This is a genomic window from Pararhizobium sp. LjRoot238 (assembly GCF_964252955.1).
Taxonomy (GTDB): Bacteria; Pseudomonadota; Alphaproteobacteria; order Rhizobiales; family Rhizobiaceae; genus Pararhizobium.
On sequence record NZ_CAXUPP020000004.1, the window covers coordinates 85,665 to 102,984 of the forward strand.

Genomic DNA, 17,320 nt, shown 5'->3' on the forward strand with positions numbered 1-17,320 from the left:
AGAGCAACGGCAAGCGCTGCGCCAACAGGGTCGGATGCAGGCCACCCAGGATCACATCGCGGACGCTGGCGGCGGCGCAATCGCAATACGTCCGTATGCTTCAGGCGGAGCATCATTGGCGCGCATGAGATCCTGCATGAGACGCGTCATAGCTTGCTCGATCTCCGGGGAGACAAGGGGCGTATTTTGCCCTGGATCGTCTGCGAGATCGTAGAGCCGTGTTTCACTCTCAAGGAGCGCGCCGGGACCGTAGTTGTCGAAGATGGCCGACCGCTCAATCACCGGTATCTTCAGGACCGGCGCTCCCTTCGTGAAGGGCATGGGCTGTGCAAGCGAGGCGCCTGCGAGTTCTTCTGGCGTGAACGGCTCCCAAATGTGCGTCGGCATCAGTGTGTATTGATAAAGCTCCTGGGAGCGAGGGTCGGGGGGAACCGGTGATAGGTATAGCGCCCGTCCGTCACATTGATCGCACCGCCGAAATAGCCGAACAGTTCCCCGTGCCGCAGCGAGCGATCGGCGTCGAGCATCGGGAGGAGCGAATGCCCCCGCATCTCGGCAACGGCTCGCACGTCGAACAGATCGAGGAATGTCGGCGCGAGATCGATGGTCTGGGTCAGAGCCGACCGCCGGACGCCGGCACTTCCCGGCCGGCGCGGATCGTGCACGAAAAGCGGGACGTGCACGATCTGCTCGCCGAGAAGAAAGCCGTGATCGGTGGTGACAACGAGCGCGGTGTCGCGCCAAAGGTCGTTCGCATCGAAATAATCGAGAAGCCGCCCGATGAGGAAATCGCAAAGCGCGACGACGGCGTAGTAGTTGGCGCGCAGTTCCTCGCACTCTTCCGGCAACTCGTCGACGCGGCCGTAGCGCGGCCAGTCGCGAACCGGGCCGTTCCAGCCCGTCCTGAATTCGTCGCGAAACCGCGCGGGCGCGGTGAAAGGTTCATGCGGGTCGAACGTCTCGATCTGCAGAAACCAGTTCTCCGCGGTCCGGTTTCGCTCGAGAAACTCCAGTCCGGTGTCGAAGCAGCGCACCGACGGGAACTCGCTCTCGTCCTTGATGAATTCGCGGTTTACGATGTTACGGCGAAACTTGTCGCGTGCCGACTGGCTGAATTGCCGCTCATGATACATCTGGCGCAGGCGCTCCCATGGTGGCTGCACCATGGCTTTCCAGGGGTCGCCCTCCTGCCCACGGATGAAGTCGTAGCTGTCATACCGGGTGTGATACGTGGCGCCGCCGTCCTCGAAATAGTGGAAGTGGTCGGTGACGAGGTGGCTGTAAGAGCCGGCCTGTCGCAGCAGCTCGGGAAAGGAATTGTCGAACGGCTCAAGCGGCCCCCAGCTCCGGTGGAGAAAGCTGAGCCGTCCGGTCTGGAGGTCGCGGCGCGCCGGCATGCAGGGCAGGCTGCCGACATAGTGGCGCTCGAATGTTGCGGTGCACTCGGCCAAACGGGAGAAATTGGGCGTGGGCACACGCTTTCCTCCATACGGAGCAAGTACGTGGCGGTTGAGCGAATCAAAGAGTACGAAAACGGCCTTAATCGAGCCTCGTCTGCCCCTCAATCAGAGCTGCCCAATGCAGCATGTCGTTAGGCCGTGTCGACCAAGTCCCGGCGTTACGGCGAGGATCTCGTTACCGTTGGCCAAGCGTGTCCCGGCCTCAGATCGTTGGTCCAGCCTCTGGCCCTTGCGGACCAGTCCTGCCGCCGCGTCGCACGCCTCATGTGGCGCTCTCCAGTAACAGCCGAAGCGCGCCGCCGCAGCCACCGGAAAGCAGTGGAGCGCGCGCGCGGCGAGCGTCCGCTGATAGCTGAAGCCGACGCAGGACCGCGTCGCGTCCGTTTTCGCAGCTCACGTTGATCGGCCGACCGTTCAGAAAGGCGCGGACATTTATTTTCGCCAAAAGGAACGCGGCCGCAAGTGGATTGTAGACAATCCCGAGCTCCAGTTCGCCGCCGACGACCAAACATAGGGCGACGCAGCAGAACAGAATTCCGGTGGCCTCATCCGGCGCGGCCGGCGCGCTTGACGAGCATCGCGATGAACGGCACGTCGTCACCAGAGACCGTGTCGATAAGCCCGTCAGCGATCCATTGCACGAGCTCGGGCAAGGGATCGCGTCCGCCGCGCCAATATTGGGCGAGCGCGTCGGGGCGAGGCACGTGTACGCGGTTGCTGAAGCCCGCTTCATGCAACGCCTTCGCATCGTCGGTGCGGAACATGTCGAGCTCGATCGAGACCGAGTTCGCGCTGCACGCCCTCAACACCCCGACGAGGTCGGCGTGGCGGGCGTGCGTTATGGCTTCGGTCCTAAGATCGGAATGGCGTTCGACCGCACGTTTCAGCATCACATGGTCGAAGCTGATGACAACGACCCGGTCGATGGTGCCCGTTGCTCGCAGCAAGGCTGCCACGCGGTCAACGGCGATGTCCGGCCGCTCTGCCTCCTTGATCTCGAGTACAACGCCCATATCGTCCGCCTTCGCCCAATCGAGCGCCTCCGCTACAGTCGGTACCTTCGTTCCGGCGAAAGCCAGATGAAACCGAACCCCCGCATCCAATGCGCGGATCTGCTCGAGGCTGAGGTCGGCTGCAAAGCCGCGTCCGTTTGTCGTCCTATCGACGGTCAAGTCGTGCAGGACGATCGGCTCACCATCCGCGGTCAAGACGACGTCGATCTCGACCGTGCTCGCCCCTGCAGCCTTTGCCGCCTCGAATGCCGGCAAGGTATTCTCCGGGTAATGGAGGCTGTAGCCGCGGTGGCCACAGACATGGACACGTCCCGCTTCGTGGGCAAGGAAGCTGAAGGCCATTTTCGATTTGATCCTCCATCGTGCGGCGCGAGTTCTCTACCGGCGCACTCTGACTGTTTCGCGAACAACGAGCTCGACGGGGAAGTACACCGAAATCGGCGGCGAGTCGGGTTCGGCGAGGCGCCGATCGAGAATCGATATGACATCCCGGGCAATCCGCCGAGGATCTTGCCTCAGAGTGGTCAGACGATAGGAGGACCATGCGGCCATGGGCACATCGTCGAAGCCAATGACCGACACGTCGTTGGGGACGCGCAGGCTCGCGCCGCGAAGGTGATCGAGCGTGCCGAATGCCATGAGATCATTCACGCAGAACACCGCGTCGGGCGCCGGGCCGCTCGCCAGGAGCTGTCGCGCCGCCTCTTTCCCGCCATCATAGTCGGCGCGGCCGGCCCGAACGCTCTTCGTCTGGAATCCGGAAGCGGCGGCAAATTCAACGAAGGCGTGCTCGCGGGCGGAGAGGCTCAGGCTCGGGTTCGCCCTGTTGACCACGGCGAAACGAGAGGCTCCTGCCAGGCGCAGGGCCTCAAAGGCCCGCTGCGCGCCGTCCCTGTCATCGCAATGGACGCTGTCGAGGCCGGTCTCGGCTCGATTGACCAGGATCAGCGGCTGTCCGTTTCGCCGCGTGAGCTCGACAAGACTGGCCGGCGGCGAGCCCGAGAGGAAGACGGTCGCCTCCGCCCGATAGCGCAACAACTGGCGGCTGGCATTCGCAACGTCGTCCGCCGTGGACCCGATGCTGATGATCGCCGGGACGTTGGAGCGCTCGATCAAAGCTTGCGAGATGGCGGCAACCAACTGGGCCTGGAATGGAGCATCGGCGTCGGAGGTCACGAGCCCGACCAGCCGGCTCCGATTGGCGAGAAGCCCGCGGGCGAGATCGTTGACCTGGTATCCGAGTGCCGCGGCTGCCTCCCGCACCTGCGCCAGCGTTGCTGGTGCGATGCTTGCACCAGGGGTGAAGGCCCGCGAAACTGCCGACCGGGACACGCCTGCACGCTCGGCGACTGCCTGGGCGCTCACGAAGCGGCCTTGGTTGCTGTCTCTATCCGACACCGGCTCGACTCCGCTGGACATTCCCCGAAACGCATTCATAATCGTGTTGCACAGCATTGCAACAATCAATGACGACACGATCAAAAAACGTGTCGCGGCTGGGAGGAAATCAGGATGATTCACTGGAAAATCGGAACTGCTGCGCTTCTGAGCGCGGCATTGGTGAGCGGCAGTGCGATCTTGCTTGTGGCGACGCCTCTGTTCGCGCAAGAAACCGTGAAACTCGAGCTCTGGTCGCGTCAGGATCCCTCGGGGCCGCTGCGCCCCGGCAATGTGATCAAGGCTGCCGAGCGGCTGAACAAGGAACTCGCGGCCGAGGGCACCTCCAAGCGCGTCGAGGTTGTCGTGCGCGAGAGCCCCGCCAAGGGCTTCGACGATGACGCACTACAACTGCTCAAGGTATTCGGCATCGGCGAAGGCCCCGATGTATTCATTGCCGCGCACGAATGGATCTGCGCCTTCCAGGAGGATGGCTTCGTTCTCAAGCTTGACGACTATATCGCCAAGTACCCTCAGCACTTCGGCACGATCTTTCCGTCGCTTTGGTCATCGGCGAAGTGCCCCGACGGCACCTACGCCATTCCGCAGGACGCCGAAGCGAGGATGTTCTTCTACAACAAGAAGCTGCTGCGCGAGGCCGGCTACGACGCTGCCTTCGTCGACGCCATGCCGGAGCGTGCGTTGTCGGGTGACCTGACGATGGACGAGGTGCTGGAGATCGCCAAGCAGGTCGTCGACAAGACAAAGGCGCAATACGGCGTGCTTCACCGGCCAAACAAGGGGCCGGACTACATCATGATCTTCCAGGCCTACGGCAGCGACTTCGTCGATCCGGCAACCGGCAAACTGCTCCTCGAGCGCGACAAGCTCGCTGCCGCCTTCGGTTGGTTCGAGCGCGGGGTGAAGGAAGGGGTCATCCCGGCCAACAACACGGCGATGGAATTCGATGCGCTGCGCAAGGAATTCTACACCGGCAACGCGGCGTTCTGGATGTACGGCATCTGGGATCTCGGCAGCGTCGCGTTCCCGACCTACGGGCTGCCGCAGGACGAAAAGGCCTTCTTCGCGGATTGGGGCTGGATTGCGGGGCCGGCGCCCCAGAAGGGCGGCTCGCCGGTCAGTCTGACCCATCCGATCGTTTATGCGATTGCTGCCGACACGAAGGAGCCGGAACTCGCCGTCCGCCTGCTTGGTCACGCCTCGGCGGCTGACGTCAACACCGATCACGCGGTCACAACGACGCATCTCGGCATCAAACCCGAGCAACTCGAAGACCCACGCTATGCCAAGGCCTGGCCGCTCGCCAGGGCAACCGAATTGCTCAAGATCACCAAGTTTCTGCCCAACAACTCGCAGTTCGGGGAGCTCAACGGCATCATCTATGCCGCAATTCAGGGCATAGAATCGGGGCGGTTGTCGGCGCAGAAAGCAGCCGATTTCGTCATCGAGGAGGCGTCGTCCACCCTCGAGGACGTGATCGTCAAATAGGTCCAATCTGTCTCGCGACCGTCGACCTGGCGCGCTGGGTCGGCGGCTGCGAAGTCCGCCGTGCGAGCCAAACGATGACGACGATAGCAGAAGAACTCACGATCGAGCGGCGCGGCCATGCGGGCTCGGTGGCGCGCAGGCGCACGAATTTTGTAATCTTTCTCGGCCCGGCGATCGTTCTGACGGTCCTCTTCTTCGTTGTCCCCGTGGTTATCGATATCGCAGTGTCATTCACCGACCTCAGCCGCTCGCTCCGCATCAGCGAGTTCACCACCGAGCAGTACGAGAAGGTCTTTCGAACTGACCGCCGCTTGTCGCAGGTCATAGGCCTGACCTTCATTTACGTCTTCGGCACGCTGGCGATCTTCAACGTGACCTTTGGCCTGATCCTCGCCATCACCACCACGGCGATCCGGAATGCATCCGGCAGCTTCTTCCGGGGTGTGTGGCTGCTGCCGCGGATGAGCCCGTCCGTCCTTTACATTCTGCTCTGGCTGTGGGCGGTGAGCCCCACCGAAGCCGGCCTCGTAAACCAGGTCCTCATGCAGGCGTTCGGCCTCGACGCTCCGCTCGACCTGCTGACTTCGGCGCCGATCGCGCTCATCATCATCTCGAACGGCTTCATCGGCGCTTCGATGGGCATGATCATCTTCACCGCCGCGATCCGCAGCATCCCCGAGCACCTGTTTCACGCCGCGGCAGTGGACGGCGCCGGAACGTTCGCAAAGATCCGCTTCATCACCCTGCCGGCGCTGCGTTGGCCGATCAGCTTTGTGACGATCTACCAGACACTCTCGCTGCTGGTCAGCTTCGAATACATCCTGCTCCTCACCAAGGGCGGTCCGTTCTACGACACGACTGTCTATGCGCTTTACGTGTACCGTCGCGCCTTCGAGAGCGGACAATATGGCTACGGAGCCGCGCTGGCGCTTTTTCTGATCGTCATCGGCGTCGTCGTCGCGCTGCTCGGCTGGCGCTTCTTCGATATGGAGCGCCTGCTCCAGCGCCCCCGTATCGAGGTGCATTGAGATGGCCGCGCAAGCGATCCCCACGGCGTCCACGGCGGCATCCGAGTCCGCGGCCGATTGGGATGCATTGGCTGCGCGGGCGCGGGCCGCCCGGCGCACCAAGGCTGTCGTCCTCTACGCCTTCCTCATCGCCGTGTCGCTGCCGATCATCCTGCCCTATTTCTGGCTCGTCACGATCGCCTTTTCGGCCAGGACGGGCGTCGCAGAAACAGCGGTTCTGTGGCGCTCGATGGCCGTGTTCATGCCGGTCGTCGTCGCCTTCTGGCTCACTGCCGCGCTCGCGCAAAGCCGGCGTCAGTCGTGGATCGGCATTGCGGCAGTCGCCGCGATCGGTGTCTTAGCCTTCGCCCTGCTGGTCGGCCCGGACCTTCACCTCGGCAATTTCATCTTCCTGTGGGAGCCTGACTTCGCCTCGGTCGTGCGGTCTCGGATCGGGGAAATCAAAGGCGCGGTGCAGTTTCCTAACGTCTGGCATGCCTTTGGCAACTCGATCCTGATCGCCGGCGCGCAGACCGCCATCGTCGTCACTGTCGCCTCATTGGCAGCCTACTACCTTTCGCGCTTCCAGTTCCCCGGACGGTCCTCGATGCTGCGCTCACTCCTGGTCCTTCACGCCTTCCCCGTGCTAACGCTGATCGTGCCGATGTTCCTGATGCTCTACTGGATCGGTCTGCTCGACACACTTTTCGGCGTCATCCTTGTGCTTGTCGCTTTCGAGCTGCCGTTTGCGATTTTCATCATGAAGGGCTTCTTCGACGCAGTGCCGTGGGACATCGAGATGAGTGCGCTGACTGACGGGGCGTCACGGCGGCAGGCATTCGTCAGCGTGGTGCTGCCGCAGGTGAGGAACGGCATCCTCGCCATCGCAGTCTTCACCTTCATCCGCGGCTGGGAGGAGTACATCTTCGTGTTCACCTTCCTGATCAGAAACAGCAACTGGACAATGAGCCTTTATATGTACTGGGTGCGCGATGACGTCATGGGTGTCGACTACGGCGTCGTATCTGCGGTCGGCGTCTTCTACCTTGTCCCGAGTCTCATCCTCTACATGGCCGCGCAGCGCTATCTCATGCAAATGTCGATCGGCGGCGTGAAGGGGTGAAGACGATGGCGAAGATCGAATTCCGTAACGTGGTGAAGCGCTTCGGCGCCGTCGAGGTCATCCCCGAACTGAACCTCGTCATTGAGGACGGCGAGTTCGTAGCACTTCTCGGCCCCTCCGGCTGCGGCAAGTCGACCAGCCTGTTCATGCTCGCCGGCATCTACCTTCCGAGTGGCGGCGAGCTGCTCTTTGACGGCCATGTCGTCAACGAAGTAGAGACACGCGACCGCAATGTCGGCATCGTCTTTCAATCCTACGCGCTCTACCCGCACATGAGCGTGCGCGACAACATCCTGTTTCCGCTGCGCTTCAAGAAAACGCCGCGCGACGAAGCTCTCGCCCGGGTGACGGCCGCTGCGGACCTTGTCCGGGTCGCGGAACTGCTGGACCGTCGCCCCAGCGAGCTTTCCGGCGGCCAGCAGCAGCGCGTCGCCCTTGCTCGCGCCCTTGTGAAGGAGCCGCAGCTGCTGCTGCTCGACGAGCCGCTTTCCAACCTCGACGCTTCGCTTCGTCTTTCGATGCGGACCGAGATCAAGTCGCTGCACGCGCAGCTCGGCGTGACGACCGTCCTCGTCACGCATGACCAAATCGAGGCGACCACAATGGCCGACCGTATCATCTGCATGCGTGCCGGCCGGATCGAGCAGGTTGGGACGCCGGACGACCTCTATCTCAGGCCCTCGAGCCTGTTCGTAGCCGGCTTCATCGGCTCGCCGCCCATCAACCTCGTTGCCGGCGAAGCCGAGGGCGGGATGGTCACCGTGAATGGCGCCAGATTTCCGGTCGAGGGCGCGTCGGGGTCGCTGACTGTCGGGCTGAGGCCGGAGCACCTCAGAATCGGGGATACCGGCTTTGCCGGCCGTGTCGCGCAGATCGAGCCGATGGGCCGCGAGATTCTCTATGTCGTCGAAACCGGCATGGGCGCCGTTCGCGTGCTTGAACAGGGTTCATCCGCCGGCCATTCGACAGGCGAGCAAGTAAAGATTGGTTTCCTGCCCGAGAATTCGCTCGTGTTCGAGACGGCGCGACAGAAACTCATTGCGGGCGCGCATGTCCGTGAACCGGCTTGACACAATCGAGCGACAGTCGCCCTATTTCCTGAGGCGGAGAGGAGGCGCGCCGGTGGACGCGTTTGAGACAAGCAACCAGACGTCGAATACGCCGGTGGCAGTCGAGGGCCCGTACGGCCCTGTCCGGCTCAAGTGGCACAAACTGCGCACGCACCTCGCTGAGGCGCCCTTCAAGCGTTCGAACCTCGCCCTCGGCTGGCAGCTCGGCGCGAGCCTCGAGGTCGACATACTCGCCACCGCCGATGGCCGCTTCGCGGTTCTTCACGATCCGACGCTCGGTCCCGCGACGACCGGCCGCGGCCGCGTTCCGCGCATGCCGATCGCATCGATGAGGGGGCTTTTCCACCGGGACGCCGACGGCTCCCCCGACCCCGACGCGCCGGTGCTGTCGCTCGCCGAACTGATAACCCCGCTTCGAAGACGGCCGAGAGCGCCATCAGCCAACCTTCAACTCGACCTCAAGCTGCTCGACGGACACCCGCTTCCGGATTCGGCGATCGCCGATGCGGCGGCGGCCGTCGCAGGGCTGGAAGGCGCCATCGTCGTCGGATCGCATCATCTGGATGCTGCACGCCGTCTCGTCGCTGCCATTCCCGGAGCCCGGCTCGGCTACGACCCGATGCTGGCGGTATCACGCCAACCAGGTCTGCGTGATCCGGAGCGGCTGCTGCGCCACATCGAGCGGCACAGGACCAGCGTGAGCCTCGTCTATCTCCGGTTCGATGTCATCGTAACCGCGGAAAACCAGGGCTTCCCCCTCGTTGCGCGCCTGCTCGACCTCGGCATCGAGACGGACGCCTGGACGATCAATCCCGGCCGGGACATCAGCGACGCCGTCATGCGTACGGTCGTGGAGGCGAAGGTGCGCCAGGTCACGACCGATGTTGCGAGCGAGATCTTCCGCCTGATCCGCTCGCTTTGAGCAGGTTCCGCCGCTCGCCGACGTTTCGGTCCCGTTCTGATGATGTAGACGCCAAGGCGGGGTCTGAGTATCAACGGATACTGCTGGCGAATTCGGAAGCTGCCCATCCTATGCTGCGATAGGCGACAGAGAGGCGAAGGCGGATCGTCTTGTTTTGGCAATGGGGTGTTCTGTTAGCCAAGCGTCCAGCCGTGCAAGATTGATGGCAATGGCGGTGAAGATGTGCTGCAATTTTGTCTTCGCCAACCCGCGATAACGACATTGCCGGAGGCCGAAGGCGCGGACGGCTTGGGACAGAGTGCCCTCTATTCCTGCCCGCTTACCGTACCGGGTACGCCATTCCTTGTTTTCCTGCTGACGGCGAACATCCTGCAACGCCTCATGCTGGCGTTGCAGGCGCAAAGTGAGTTCGCGCGGGTCTGACTTTGCCCGGGTACATTGTGGACGGCTTATGCAGGCGGCACAGGTTCTACGATGAAAGCCGACATGAATAGTGCTATTGCCCCACTTGTCGTGGGCCGGTGTCCAGTCGACGCTGGTCTGGCCTTGCGGGCAGATTGCCGTTTTGGCCTGCCAGTTAATGGCGAAGGCGGAGATGTCGAAACCCAGTCTCGCCTTGGCCTGCCAACTCACGTCGGGGCGTACCGGCCCCAGCAACTCGATACTCTGTTCTGTGCGGCTGGTGACAAGCAGATCGGCATCGACATAGCCAGCATCGACCAGATGGGTGCCAGGCGTCAGGTCCTTGTCAGCCAGAGCATTGTGGATCGGCGCCGTCAGTTCGCTGTCTGTGACCGGCGCCAAGGTAGTTTCTACATGCACCAGAAGATGCGGCAGATCGTCATCGCAGGTCTCGGTGAAGTGGACTTTATAACCGGTCCAGGTCGTGCTGCGCTTGTTACCGTAACGGGCGTCTGTGTCATAAGGACTGTCAAAGCGCGTCGTCGCAGGCGGCAGATCAGTCGCTTCTCGCCATCGGAGAGTGCTATCCTCAACGGAAAACTGATGCACCCAAGTTTGCCGCAAGGCTTGCACGGACGGGAGTTCGCGCAGCCAGGCTGGCGCAGCTGGTTCGTACACCGCCTTCAGGAGCGTGTGCCCGTCGGTGCCAATCCGTTCGGCCATTGCGGTGCGTGCCTCCTCGCCTTTGGGCAGGCGGTATTCTTCGACACGAACCGCATATCGCTCGATCCAGTCGGGCATGACCACGCCGGTCAACCAGTCCGGCGCAGCCGTCGCCAGGCAGTTTAGAGCCGCGCGCAAAGTTTCGCCGATGGTTTCCAGCCGGTTGAGGGTGCGGATCGCGGCCAGGACATGGGTGGAATCCGTGCGCTGCTGGCCACGGGCCTTCAAGAGGCCACGCACTTTGAACCGCGACAGCATCGTATCGAGCACGGCTGCCCCGACGCCACTATCAACGAGACGGCCGCGAAACTCGCACAACACCGAAGCGTCACCACCGGGATCGGTTAGTTCCAGGCCCAGAGCGTATTTCCAGTCGATCCGGCCGCGAACCGCGTCGGCGGCCTGACGATCGGACAGGCCCTCCGCGAATTGCATCACCGTGATCAACGCCAGACGCCAGGGGCTTTGGGCTGGCTGGCCACGGGCCGGGAACAGGGGCGCGAACATCGGATCGTTGAAGATTGTGCCTATCTCATCTCGCATGCGGATATAAATATTTCCTTTGGGAAAGGCCGCATGGGCGACACGGCGGGTATCCTCAGGAACCGGGGCGATTTCTCTTGGCTGAAGCGACATGGCCATCCTGTGCAGAATCAAAGGCGGGGACAACTTCGATTCTAATGGCGGCGCTGGTATTTGACTCGCAGGCGGCCACAATCCTAGGTGAGTCGTAGTGCCGCACCCAGCCAACCGTAGTTAACGCCAAAATGAATTCGCCAGCAGTATCATCAACGGAACAGACCTACATAAGGCTTCAAGGCCGTATACAATCTACGGGTTCTTGCGAGGCGCGGTGCACAACGGCTTCGAGTCCTTTGCAAGTTGACATTCTTCGCTGCCATGCCGATAGAGTATTGCAAACAAGGATTTCCCGATGAACACAGGCGTAACAGAACTATATCGCCCGCGAGCGGTAGCGCACTTAGGTTTTTGGGAAGTCGGTCATCTTAAGCTCAAGGTCTATGGCATTGTAGCAGCCGGAAAAGAGCTTACCAGTTCAATGATTGATGATGCCAATTCATTTGTTATGCAAGATTTACCGCCTCTTGTGTCGGCTGAAGGTGAAGACAATGGTTTGGGCTTCGTCATCATACACCCTGGCGATCTCGGTATATCAGTTCTGGCGCATTGGTGGATCCAAGGGTCAGTACTCTGCCAACACATCCGCCGCACGCTTTGGGGCGCCGATAAGCCCATGGATACGGTGACGAGACCCGTCATCGCGTGCGTATGGGAGTTGGGGCTCATTAACGCCGAGCAGCAAGTGTGGCGCGATACGATGATGACCGGTCGACCAGATGCTGGCTCGTATCTGAATGCCCGCGCCGCAACAGCCGTGGTTTAAATAGCGGCACTTTTCGAAAGTTCCTTTTTCCGCTGACCACGACCGTCACACTCGTGGCAGCCGTTGATGATTCAGCCTCGCATCGTATGGCACCTTGCGTGTCGTAACGAGGCCGTAGCCGCCGCATTTTTCATAAATACTCATCCAGAAACCTATAGCCGATAAACCCTCCCCGTCTAAGTTAATATGGAAATGGGGAGCGACCATGCTGATTGGATACATGCGCGTATCGACTGGTGAGCAAAATTTCGATCCTCAGCGTGATGGGCTGGAGCGTGCCCGATGCGAGAAGATTTACGACGACGTGTGCTCGGGCCGCGCAACCGAACGACCTGGCCTCGCAAAGGCGCTTGAGATCGCCCGGGCAGGCGATGCGCTGGTCGTATTGAAACTCGATCGCATCGGCCGCTCGCTTCCGCATGTAGTCGACCTAGTGAGCGACCTGCAGAAACGCGGGATCGGGCTCAAGGTGCTGACCGGCGACGTAGATACCACGACGACGACGACCGGCTCGTTTTCGGCATCTTCGCCACGTTGGCTGAGTTTGAGCGCGATCTCATACACGAACGCACCATGGCGGGGCTGGCTGCGGCTCGCGCCCGTGGCAGGGACGGCGGCCACCCGCGTGTGATGACCCGGCAGAAACTGAAAGCGGCGATTGCGATGATGGCAGACCGGGACAATGCCGCGCGCGATGTCGCCTCTCAGCTCGGTGTGTCGACGGTGGTACTCTTCGGTGCGCCGGCCTATCGCTCGGGTACCGACGTGGAGGTGCTCGGCTTCCAGGCGAGCGCCGAATATCGCCGACGAGTTCGCGCTCCCCGACAAGGACGCGCGGCAGGCAGCCTGCGCCTCGTTGGTATGACCGACTTTCTATTGTCGGGTGACCCGGCAACACCGCATGGTCCGCGTGGATCGAGCGAGTGTTCCGATTATGGTGTCAGCTTTTTAAAGAAACTGTGACCGCAGTTCTCCATCGGGACGGTCCGCCGCTCGGTAATGCTTCTGCGACGACCCGAACCCCTCAGAAACCTTAGGCCGCAAGGGTGACGCGTTGTGTCACATGGGCTCTAACGGCTTCGCGCGCTTCGGCAGCCGACGAAAAGCTTCTGCCATCAAGCTCCATGACATCGTATTTCACTGCCATGAAGGCAAGGCAGCCGTCACGCGGTATAAGAACACCAACCGGGATACCCTGGTATTCGACAACCTGCTTCATCACTGAATTCTCCGATCAAGGCGCAATACTGATTGACACGGATTCGAGCGGACGCGGTTTGCGTCACATTCGATCGCGACAACCACGCATCTTCCGGATGGAAATGAGCGACAAGTTTCTTTTGAAAATATTCAAGATACTCTCCTCGTCATCTCGGGTCTGACCTGTCGGCTGACAGGGGGCAGAAAGTACATTACATCTGGGGTTTGTCAATTCGATAACAGTAGATAGTAGAATAAAATTTCAATAGTATGACATTTGGCGGGATTTTTAGGAACTACGTTCCCCAATGCCTTATTGCAGCGCAACATAATTCCGTGCGGCGCAATATGCCCTGCAGGTGGATCAGTCTGCTGTCTGCAGTCAACGGAGTCGCTATTGACAATCATGTTCGCCGCTTCAGGATGAGCAAACGTCCTATATCCGCGAGCGATGAACGCGGCGCGGCGGGAATGATTATGTGGCTGGTTTAGCCGTCTACTGGAACATCAGCCTCGCTGATTCGCAAACGAAGTCCGACGCGGGGAAGAGGCTGCGACCGGCGCCAGTCGTGAAGGCTGCGCTTCGCCAGCGAGGGTCAACCTTCCCAGAGGTAGCGACGTCGACACTTCTGCCGCCGAACTGTGGCTTCAAAGGTCCTGTCGCAAGCCGAATACGAATCTCCGGGCCGAACGAGCCCGATTTCGTACGGCCGGGAGAGTTCTTGAAGACGGCGAGGCTTCAAGATTCAGGCGAATAGTCCGCGCAAGCGGCCCCAAACGCCTTGCCCCCTGTCAATATGCTTTGCCCGGATATAGCGCGCGACCTTTGCAGCGCTTACTATCGCGCCGAAATGGCAGGAGCAGACAATTCTGTGCAACTGCCTGTCGGACAGCTCGAAAAACCGCTTCGCCTCCCCGTAAGTGTCGTTCCCCAGCCCAGCTGCCCGAAGGAGCGGGTCACTGAAGGCAACGGAGATCGCCGAATTGTTGCAACGGATAGCCGCTCGCACCGTCGCTGGCTGATATTCGGTCTCATGCAATGTCGAGAGGACCCGGTCGGGATCCCCTTCGAGAAGCTCGACCCAACGTTGGAGACGTTTGTCGCACGGCATGAGCTGAGGGTAATCCTGGCCGATCCTGGCAAGGCTCTGCAGTTGATCGTGTTCATGGTGCTTCATATCGTCCTCCCGACGAGCAATGTTGACCACCGTTCCGATCAAAAGGCAGGTTGCGTACCGATCGGGGCTATAATTTTAGAGCTATGGCATATACCTGCAATATCAAGAGCTATCGTCATGCTGGCTGAGGAGAATTTGTGCTAAACTAGCCGGATGAGCGCCTATTACATCTTTCAAGAGAGTTTGCACGACCCGGCAAAATTCGAAGCCTATCGAAAGGTGGTCATGTCGACGCTGGCGCCGTTCGATGGAAGGATCGTCGCCCGAGGCGGCGAACTCACCGTGGTCGAAGGCGAGTGGCCGTTCGATCGGACAGTGATCGTGGAATTCCCCTCCCGGACTGCCGCTGAGGCCTGGTACAACTCTCCCGCATATCAGGTGATCCTACCACTCCGTCTGCAGAGTATGATGTGCAATGCGATCTTGATTGACGGAGTGGAATGAAGCCCTGAAACGCATAAGAACGCCGCTGATGCCGGACCAGCGCGTCCGCTACGTCGATGCGCTAGCCATCGCGGCTACATAATCCACCAGCGGCCATGTCAGGATTTTCGCATCACATCTTTGCCGAGCAGCGAGACCGCCACGTCGTCGGAGAGACGGTCGGCCATGATGCCGGAGCCGACGACCGTGGCAACCAGGAGGGCCGTGCCCAGGGCCTCCGCGGCGAGGCGGCGTTTCAGGTCGAACGCCATGTGTCAGCCTGCCTTCGGAATGGTTCGGCCGATCTCGTCCAATCGCTTCTGCAGGGCGAGCTTGTCGAGGCTCGTCTCGGCAGGCTGGTGAAGATCGAGAGGCGGTTGTTGAGCATGCGGTAGGTCTCGGCGAAGGCAAAGTGGCGCTCGGCCTCGCTGCCTTCGGCGGCCGCCGGGTCGGGCACACCCCAATGCGCCGTCATCGGCTGACCAGGTCAGACCGGACAGGCTTCGGCGGCGGCGTTGTCGCAGACGGTGAAGACGAAATCCATTTGCGGCGCACCGGAAGCGGCGAACTCGTCCCAAGCCTTCGAGCGGGCGAAGGATGTGTCGTAGTTCAGTCCCTTGAGGAACTGCAAGGCAAACGGATGCACTTCTCCCTTTGGCTGCGACCCTGCCGAATAGGCCTTGAACCTGCCCATGCCGAGCCTGTTGAGGATGGCTTCGGCGATGATCGAGCGGGCTGAATTGCCCGTGCACAGAAAGAGGACGTTGTAGACTTTGTCGTTCATGAGCGCTCTCCCAGTTTGGCTTGAGGAGTCTGCGTCTCCTTCGCAACGCTGATCACACTCCGAGTGGGCAACGTCCGCTGTCCCACGGGAATTTCCCCGAACTCGGACCAAAGTCGTGATGCATATAGGACCAAAGGCTGAAGCGCGCGGATTGAATTCAGGCCAGTATACACCCGATACGCAGCTCGACTCGGGCGGGCGCAACGCAGTCCTGAGGCAGGTTATGGTGATGAAAGCGGATCCGGTCTGGTATCCCTTCCTGGAGCGCATTCATCCACCCTCGCCCGATCGCGAGTTTGCCTCGATCGAGTTCGAACTGGCTTTTGCCGTCAATATTCGAACGGCCTTGGCGCTTGTTGAAGCCACGCCTGCTTGTCGCCGGTTTGCCGACATCGCCATAAGCAACGCGGTCAACTACAGCTGTTTACGCCACGGAGGGAAAAAGGGCGAGATTCTCGCCGATGCCCTGCGCGCGATTAACGAGGCACTGTGGCGACTAACAACGGAATTGCGCAATTGTGAAATGAAGCTGGACGCTTTCGTTGATCGCACCGCGCTCTTTATGACCGAGATGACCGGACGCAGACACAGTCGTTTTGACGTCCACGTTATGCGCCACGAGATAATGGAAGATGATTTGTCTCCCGCCTGGTAACGGCGAAAGTTCGTCTTTCATCGAGTGTGATCCGTTCGCAGCGAACTGAAAAACAAACGCTTTTCCGGCTCCGTAACATGCACTGACCATTGCTGCGGCCGATGGCCGGTGCGCACTGCTGGCGACCAGTGGTCGCCAGCAGTGCGCACGCTATTTACAGGCCATTGCTCCTGCTGGCAGAGCATGATGTTAGCAATAAGGACCAGCATCAAATCGCGAGGATGAAAGATGCAATTGAGCGCTTTGAAGGTCGGTCTCGGTGCCATCGCGCTTGTGAGTTTTCTCGCAGCGGCAACAGCCGGAGATGAAGTTCAAAGCAGACCTCAAGGGAAGCGGGGAGGTGCCGCCTGTCCAGACCAGCGCAACTGGTACCGCCGACATCACCTACGATTCCGACAGTAAAAATCACTCCTGGACAATCGAACATTCCGGATCGAGCGGCGACGTCACGGCAGCTCATTTCCACGGCCCGGCCGCGGTCGGGGTGAACGCGCCGCCTGTTGTTCCGATCGACGTCTCGGCGCTGGCGAAGGGTTCTGCCACGCTTGACGACGCCCAAGCTGCAGACCTTGCCGAAGGACGCTGGTATCTGAATCTACACACCGCCGCCAACCCGGATGGGTGCACTTTCTCTCCGGCGTTCTCATCCGGACCGGTTTGATGTATCTGGACGCGGCAAACGCGCTGGCAGGCGGCAGCAGGCATGTTTCGCAGGAGGTGCTTTCCGATGAGGTGTTTGCGGGCCTGGAGGCGCAGCGTGCCCTTCATATAGGTGGTGACCTGCTATCAGGCGGACTTTGTGGCCCAAGTTGCCGATCTCACGCGCCCAATAATGCGCACCGCCACACGCTTCCATAGCGACAATACATGGCGATTGCCTGGCGAAAAACTCAAGGAGCCTGTTCCGACGAAGCTGTTTGCGCAAAACAACCGCGCCAGATGCATCAGCCCCGTGCGCCTTAAAAACTGTCTTCGCCAGATCAAGACCAATTGTGTTAACTTCCATTGCGGACGCCTCCTCTTCGCCGCGTACGAACTACAGACCGCTTCCTGTATGAACGCTCCTTCC

At 60.8% G+C, this 17,320-nt stretch carries 18 protein-coding genes and 4 pseudogenes; 11 read left to right on the forward strand and 11 right to left on the reverse strand.

All coding sequences use genetic code 11. The features are described 5' to 3' along the window. Nucleotides 1-51: 51 nt before the first annotated feature. The 5 genes from ACSQ3F_RS26695 to ACSQ3F_RS26715 all read right to left on the reverse strand — a co-directional run bounded on the left by ACSQ3F_RS26695 (nucleotide 52) and on the right by ACSQ3F_RS26715 (nucleotide 3,994). On the reverse strand, nucleotides 52-387 hold the full coding sequence (locus ACSQ3F_RS26695) for a hypothetical protein (protein WP_436103203.1): 336 nt from the start codon (nucleotides 385-387) through the stop codon (nucleotides 52-54). After that, a complete protein-coding gene (locus ACSQ3F_RS26700) occupies nucleotides 387-1,475 on the reverse strand; it encodes a sulfatase (RefSeq protein ID WP_436103204.1) in 1,089 nt (362 codons plus the stop codon). The genes ACSQ3F_RS26695 and ACSQ3F_RS26700 overlap by 1 nt, the downstream gene beginning before the upstream one ends. A gap of 247 nt (nucleotides 1,476-1,722) precedes the next feature. Beyond that, nucleotides 1,723-2,061 carry an inositol monophosphatase family protein gene (locus tag ACSQ3F_RS26705; RefSeq protein ID WP_436103205.1) on the reverse strand — a complete coding sequence of 113 codons (339 nt, stop codon included), beginning with the start codon at nucleotides 2,059-2,061 and terminating at the stop codon, nucleotides 1,723-1,725. After that, complete coding sequence (locus ACSQ3F_RS26710) at nucleotides 2,006-2,815, reverse strand: glycerophosphodiester phosphodiesterase (RefSeq protein ID WP_436103206.1); 810 nt, start codon at nucleotides 2,813-2,815, stop codon at nucleotides 2,006-2,008. The genes ACSQ3F_RS26705 and ACSQ3F_RS26710 overlap by 56 nt, the downstream gene beginning before the upstream one ends. A gap of 36 nt (nucleotides 2,816-2,851) precedes the next feature. Next, the gene (locus tag ACSQ3F_RS26715; protein ID WP_436103207.1) at nucleotides 2,852-3,994 is read right to left on the reverse strand and encodes a LacI family DNA-binding transcriptional regulator; all 1,143 of its coding nucleotides are present in this window, start codon (nucleotides 3,992-3,994) and stop codon (nucleotides 2,852-2,854) included. Between ACSQ3F_RS26715 and ACSQ3F_RS26720 the strand changes: the two genes are divergently transcribed. The 5 genes from ACSQ3F_RS26720 (at nucleotide 3,986) to ACSQ3F_RS26740 (ending at nucleotide 9,481) form a co-directional block, all read left to right on the forward strand. Then, a complete protein-coding gene (locus ACSQ3F_RS26720; protein WP_436103208.1) occupies nucleotides 3,986-5,359 on the forward strand; it encodes an ABC transporter substrate-binding protein in 1,374 nt (457 codons plus the stop codon). The two genes, ACSQ3F_RS26715 and ACSQ3F_RS26720, sit on opposite strands and share 9 nt — an antisense overlap. A 74-nt stretch (nucleotides 5,360-5,433) precedes the next feature. Further along, complete coding sequence (locus ACSQ3F_RS26725; RefSeq protein WP_436103209.1) at nucleotides 5,434-6,387, forward strand: carbohydrate ABC transporter permease; 954 nt, start codon at nucleotides 5,434-5,436, stop codon at nucleotides 6,385-6,387. 1 nt (nucleotide 6,388) lies between these two features. Then, nucleotides 6,389-7,489 (forward strand): carbohydrate ABC transporter permease, encoded by a 1,101-nt coding sequence (locus tag ACSQ3F_RS26730; RefSeq protein ID WP_436103210.1) that lies wholly within the window; start codon nucleotides 6,389-6,391, stop codon nucleotides 7,487-7,489. A gap of 5 nt (nucleotides 7,490-7,494) precedes the next feature. After that, entirely contained in the window at nucleotides 7,495-8,559 is a 1,065-nt protein-coding gene (locus ACSQ3F_RS26735) for an ABC transporter ATP-binding protein (RefSeq protein WP_436103211.1), read from the forward strand. Between the two features lie 52 nt (nucleotides 8,560-8,611). Next, nucleotides 8,612-9,481, forward strand: a complete 870-nt coding sequence (locus ACSQ3F_RS26740) for a glycerophosphodiester phosphodiesterase (RefSeq protein WP_436103212.1) — start codon at nucleotides 8,612-8,614, stop codon at nucleotides 9,479-9,481. Nucleotides 9,482-9,589: 108 nt separating this feature from the next. Here ACSQ3F_RS26740 and ACSQ3F_RS26745 read toward each other — a convergent pair whose 3' ends face one another. Then, a complete protein-coding gene (locus tag ACSQ3F_RS26745; protein ID WP_436103213.1) occupies nucleotides 9,590-11,242 on the reverse strand; it encodes an IS1182 family transposase in 1,653 nt (550 codons plus the stop codon). 298 nt (nucleotides 11,243-11,540) lie between these two features. On the opposite strand from ACSQ3F_RS26745, the gene ACSQ3F_RS26750 reads away from it, so the two are divergent. From ACSQ3F_RS26750 to ACSQ3F_RS26760, 3 genes and pseudogenes are all read left to right on the forward strand, one after another. Continuing rightward, nucleotides 11,541-12,011, forward strand: coding sequence for a hypothetical protein (locus ACSQ3F_RS26750; protein WP_436103214.1), 471 nt, complete (start codon nucleotides 11,541-11,543; stop codon nucleotides 12,009-12,011). 220 nt (nucleotides 12,012-12,231) lie between these two features. Further along, nucleotides 12,232-12,560, forward strand: a pseudogene (locus ACSQ3F_RS26755) (recombinase family protein); the annotation flags it as partial. An 81-nt stretch (nucleotides 12,561-12,641) separates the two neighbouring features. Further along, on the forward strand, nucleotides 12,642-12,974 hold the full coding sequence (locus tag ACSQ3F_RS26760) for a hypothetical protein (RefSeq protein WP_436103372.1): 333 nt from the start codon (nucleotides 12,642-12,644) through the stop codon (nucleotides 12,972-12,974). 70 nt (nucleotides 12,975-13,044) lie between these two features. On the opposite strand, the gene ACSQ3F_RS26765 is transcribed toward ACSQ3F_RS26760, so the two are convergent. Further along, the gene (locus ACSQ3F_RS26765) at nucleotides 13,045-13,230 is read right to left on the reverse strand and encodes a hypothetical protein (protein ID WP_436103215.1); all 186 of its coding nucleotides are present in this window, start codon (nucleotides 13,228-13,230) and stop codon (nucleotides 13,045-13,047) included. A 727-nt stretch (nucleotides 13,231-13,957) separates the two neighbouring features. Next, entirely contained in the window at nucleotides 13,958-14,389 is a 432-nt protein-coding gene (locus ACSQ3F_RS26770) for a hypothetical protein (protein ID WP_436103216.1), read from the reverse strand. A gap of 153 nt (nucleotides 14,390-14,542) precedes the next feature. Here ACSQ3F_RS26770 and ACSQ3F_RS26775 point away from each other — a divergent pair, with 153 nt between their 5' ends. Then, entirely contained in the window at nucleotides 14,543-14,833 is a 291-nt protein-coding gene (locus tag ACSQ3F_RS26775) for a DUF1330 domain-containing protein (RefSeq protein ID WP_436103217.1), read from the forward strand. 122 nt (nucleotides 14,834-14,955) lie between these two features. Here ACSQ3F_RS26775 and ACSQ3F_RS26780 read toward each other — a convergent pair. Together ACSQ3F_RS26780 and ACSQ3F_RS26785 are read right to left on the reverse strand one after the other, a co-directional pair. Continuing rightward, a pseudogene (locus tag ACSQ3F_RS26780) lies at nucleotides 14,956-15,084 on the reverse strand (aquaporin family protein); the annotation flags it as partial. A gap of 3 nt (nucleotides 15,085-15,087) precedes the next feature. Further along, a pseudogene (locus ACSQ3F_RS26785) lies at nucleotides 15,088-15,596 on the reverse strand (arsenate reductase ArsC). A gap of 229 nt (nucleotides 15,597-15,825) precedes the next feature. On the opposite strand from ACSQ3F_RS26785, the gene ACSQ3F_RS26790 reads away from it, so the two are divergent. After that, nucleotides 15,826-16,251 carry a hypothetical protein gene (locus ACSQ3F_RS26790; RefSeq protein ID WP_436103218.1) on the forward strand — a complete coding sequence of 142 codons (426 nt, stop codon included), beginning with the start codon at nucleotides 15,826-15,828 and terminating at the stop codon, nucleotides 16,249-16,251. Between the two features lie 304 nt (nucleotides 16,252-16,555). After that, complete coding sequence (locus ACSQ3F_RS26795) at nucleotides 16,556-16,912, forward strand: CHRD domain-containing protein (protein WP_436103219.1); 357 nt, start codon at nucleotides 16,556-16,558, stop codon at nucleotides 16,910-16,912. A 123-nt stretch (nucleotides 16,913-17,035) separates the two neighbouring features. Here the strand turns inward: ACSQ3F_RS26795 and ACSQ3F_RS26800 are convergent. Then, nucleotides 17,036-17,257 (reverse strand): annotated as a pseudogene (locus ACSQ3F_RS26800) (IS110 family transposase); the annotation flags it as partial. Nucleotides 17,258-17,320: the final 63 nt, after the last annotated feature.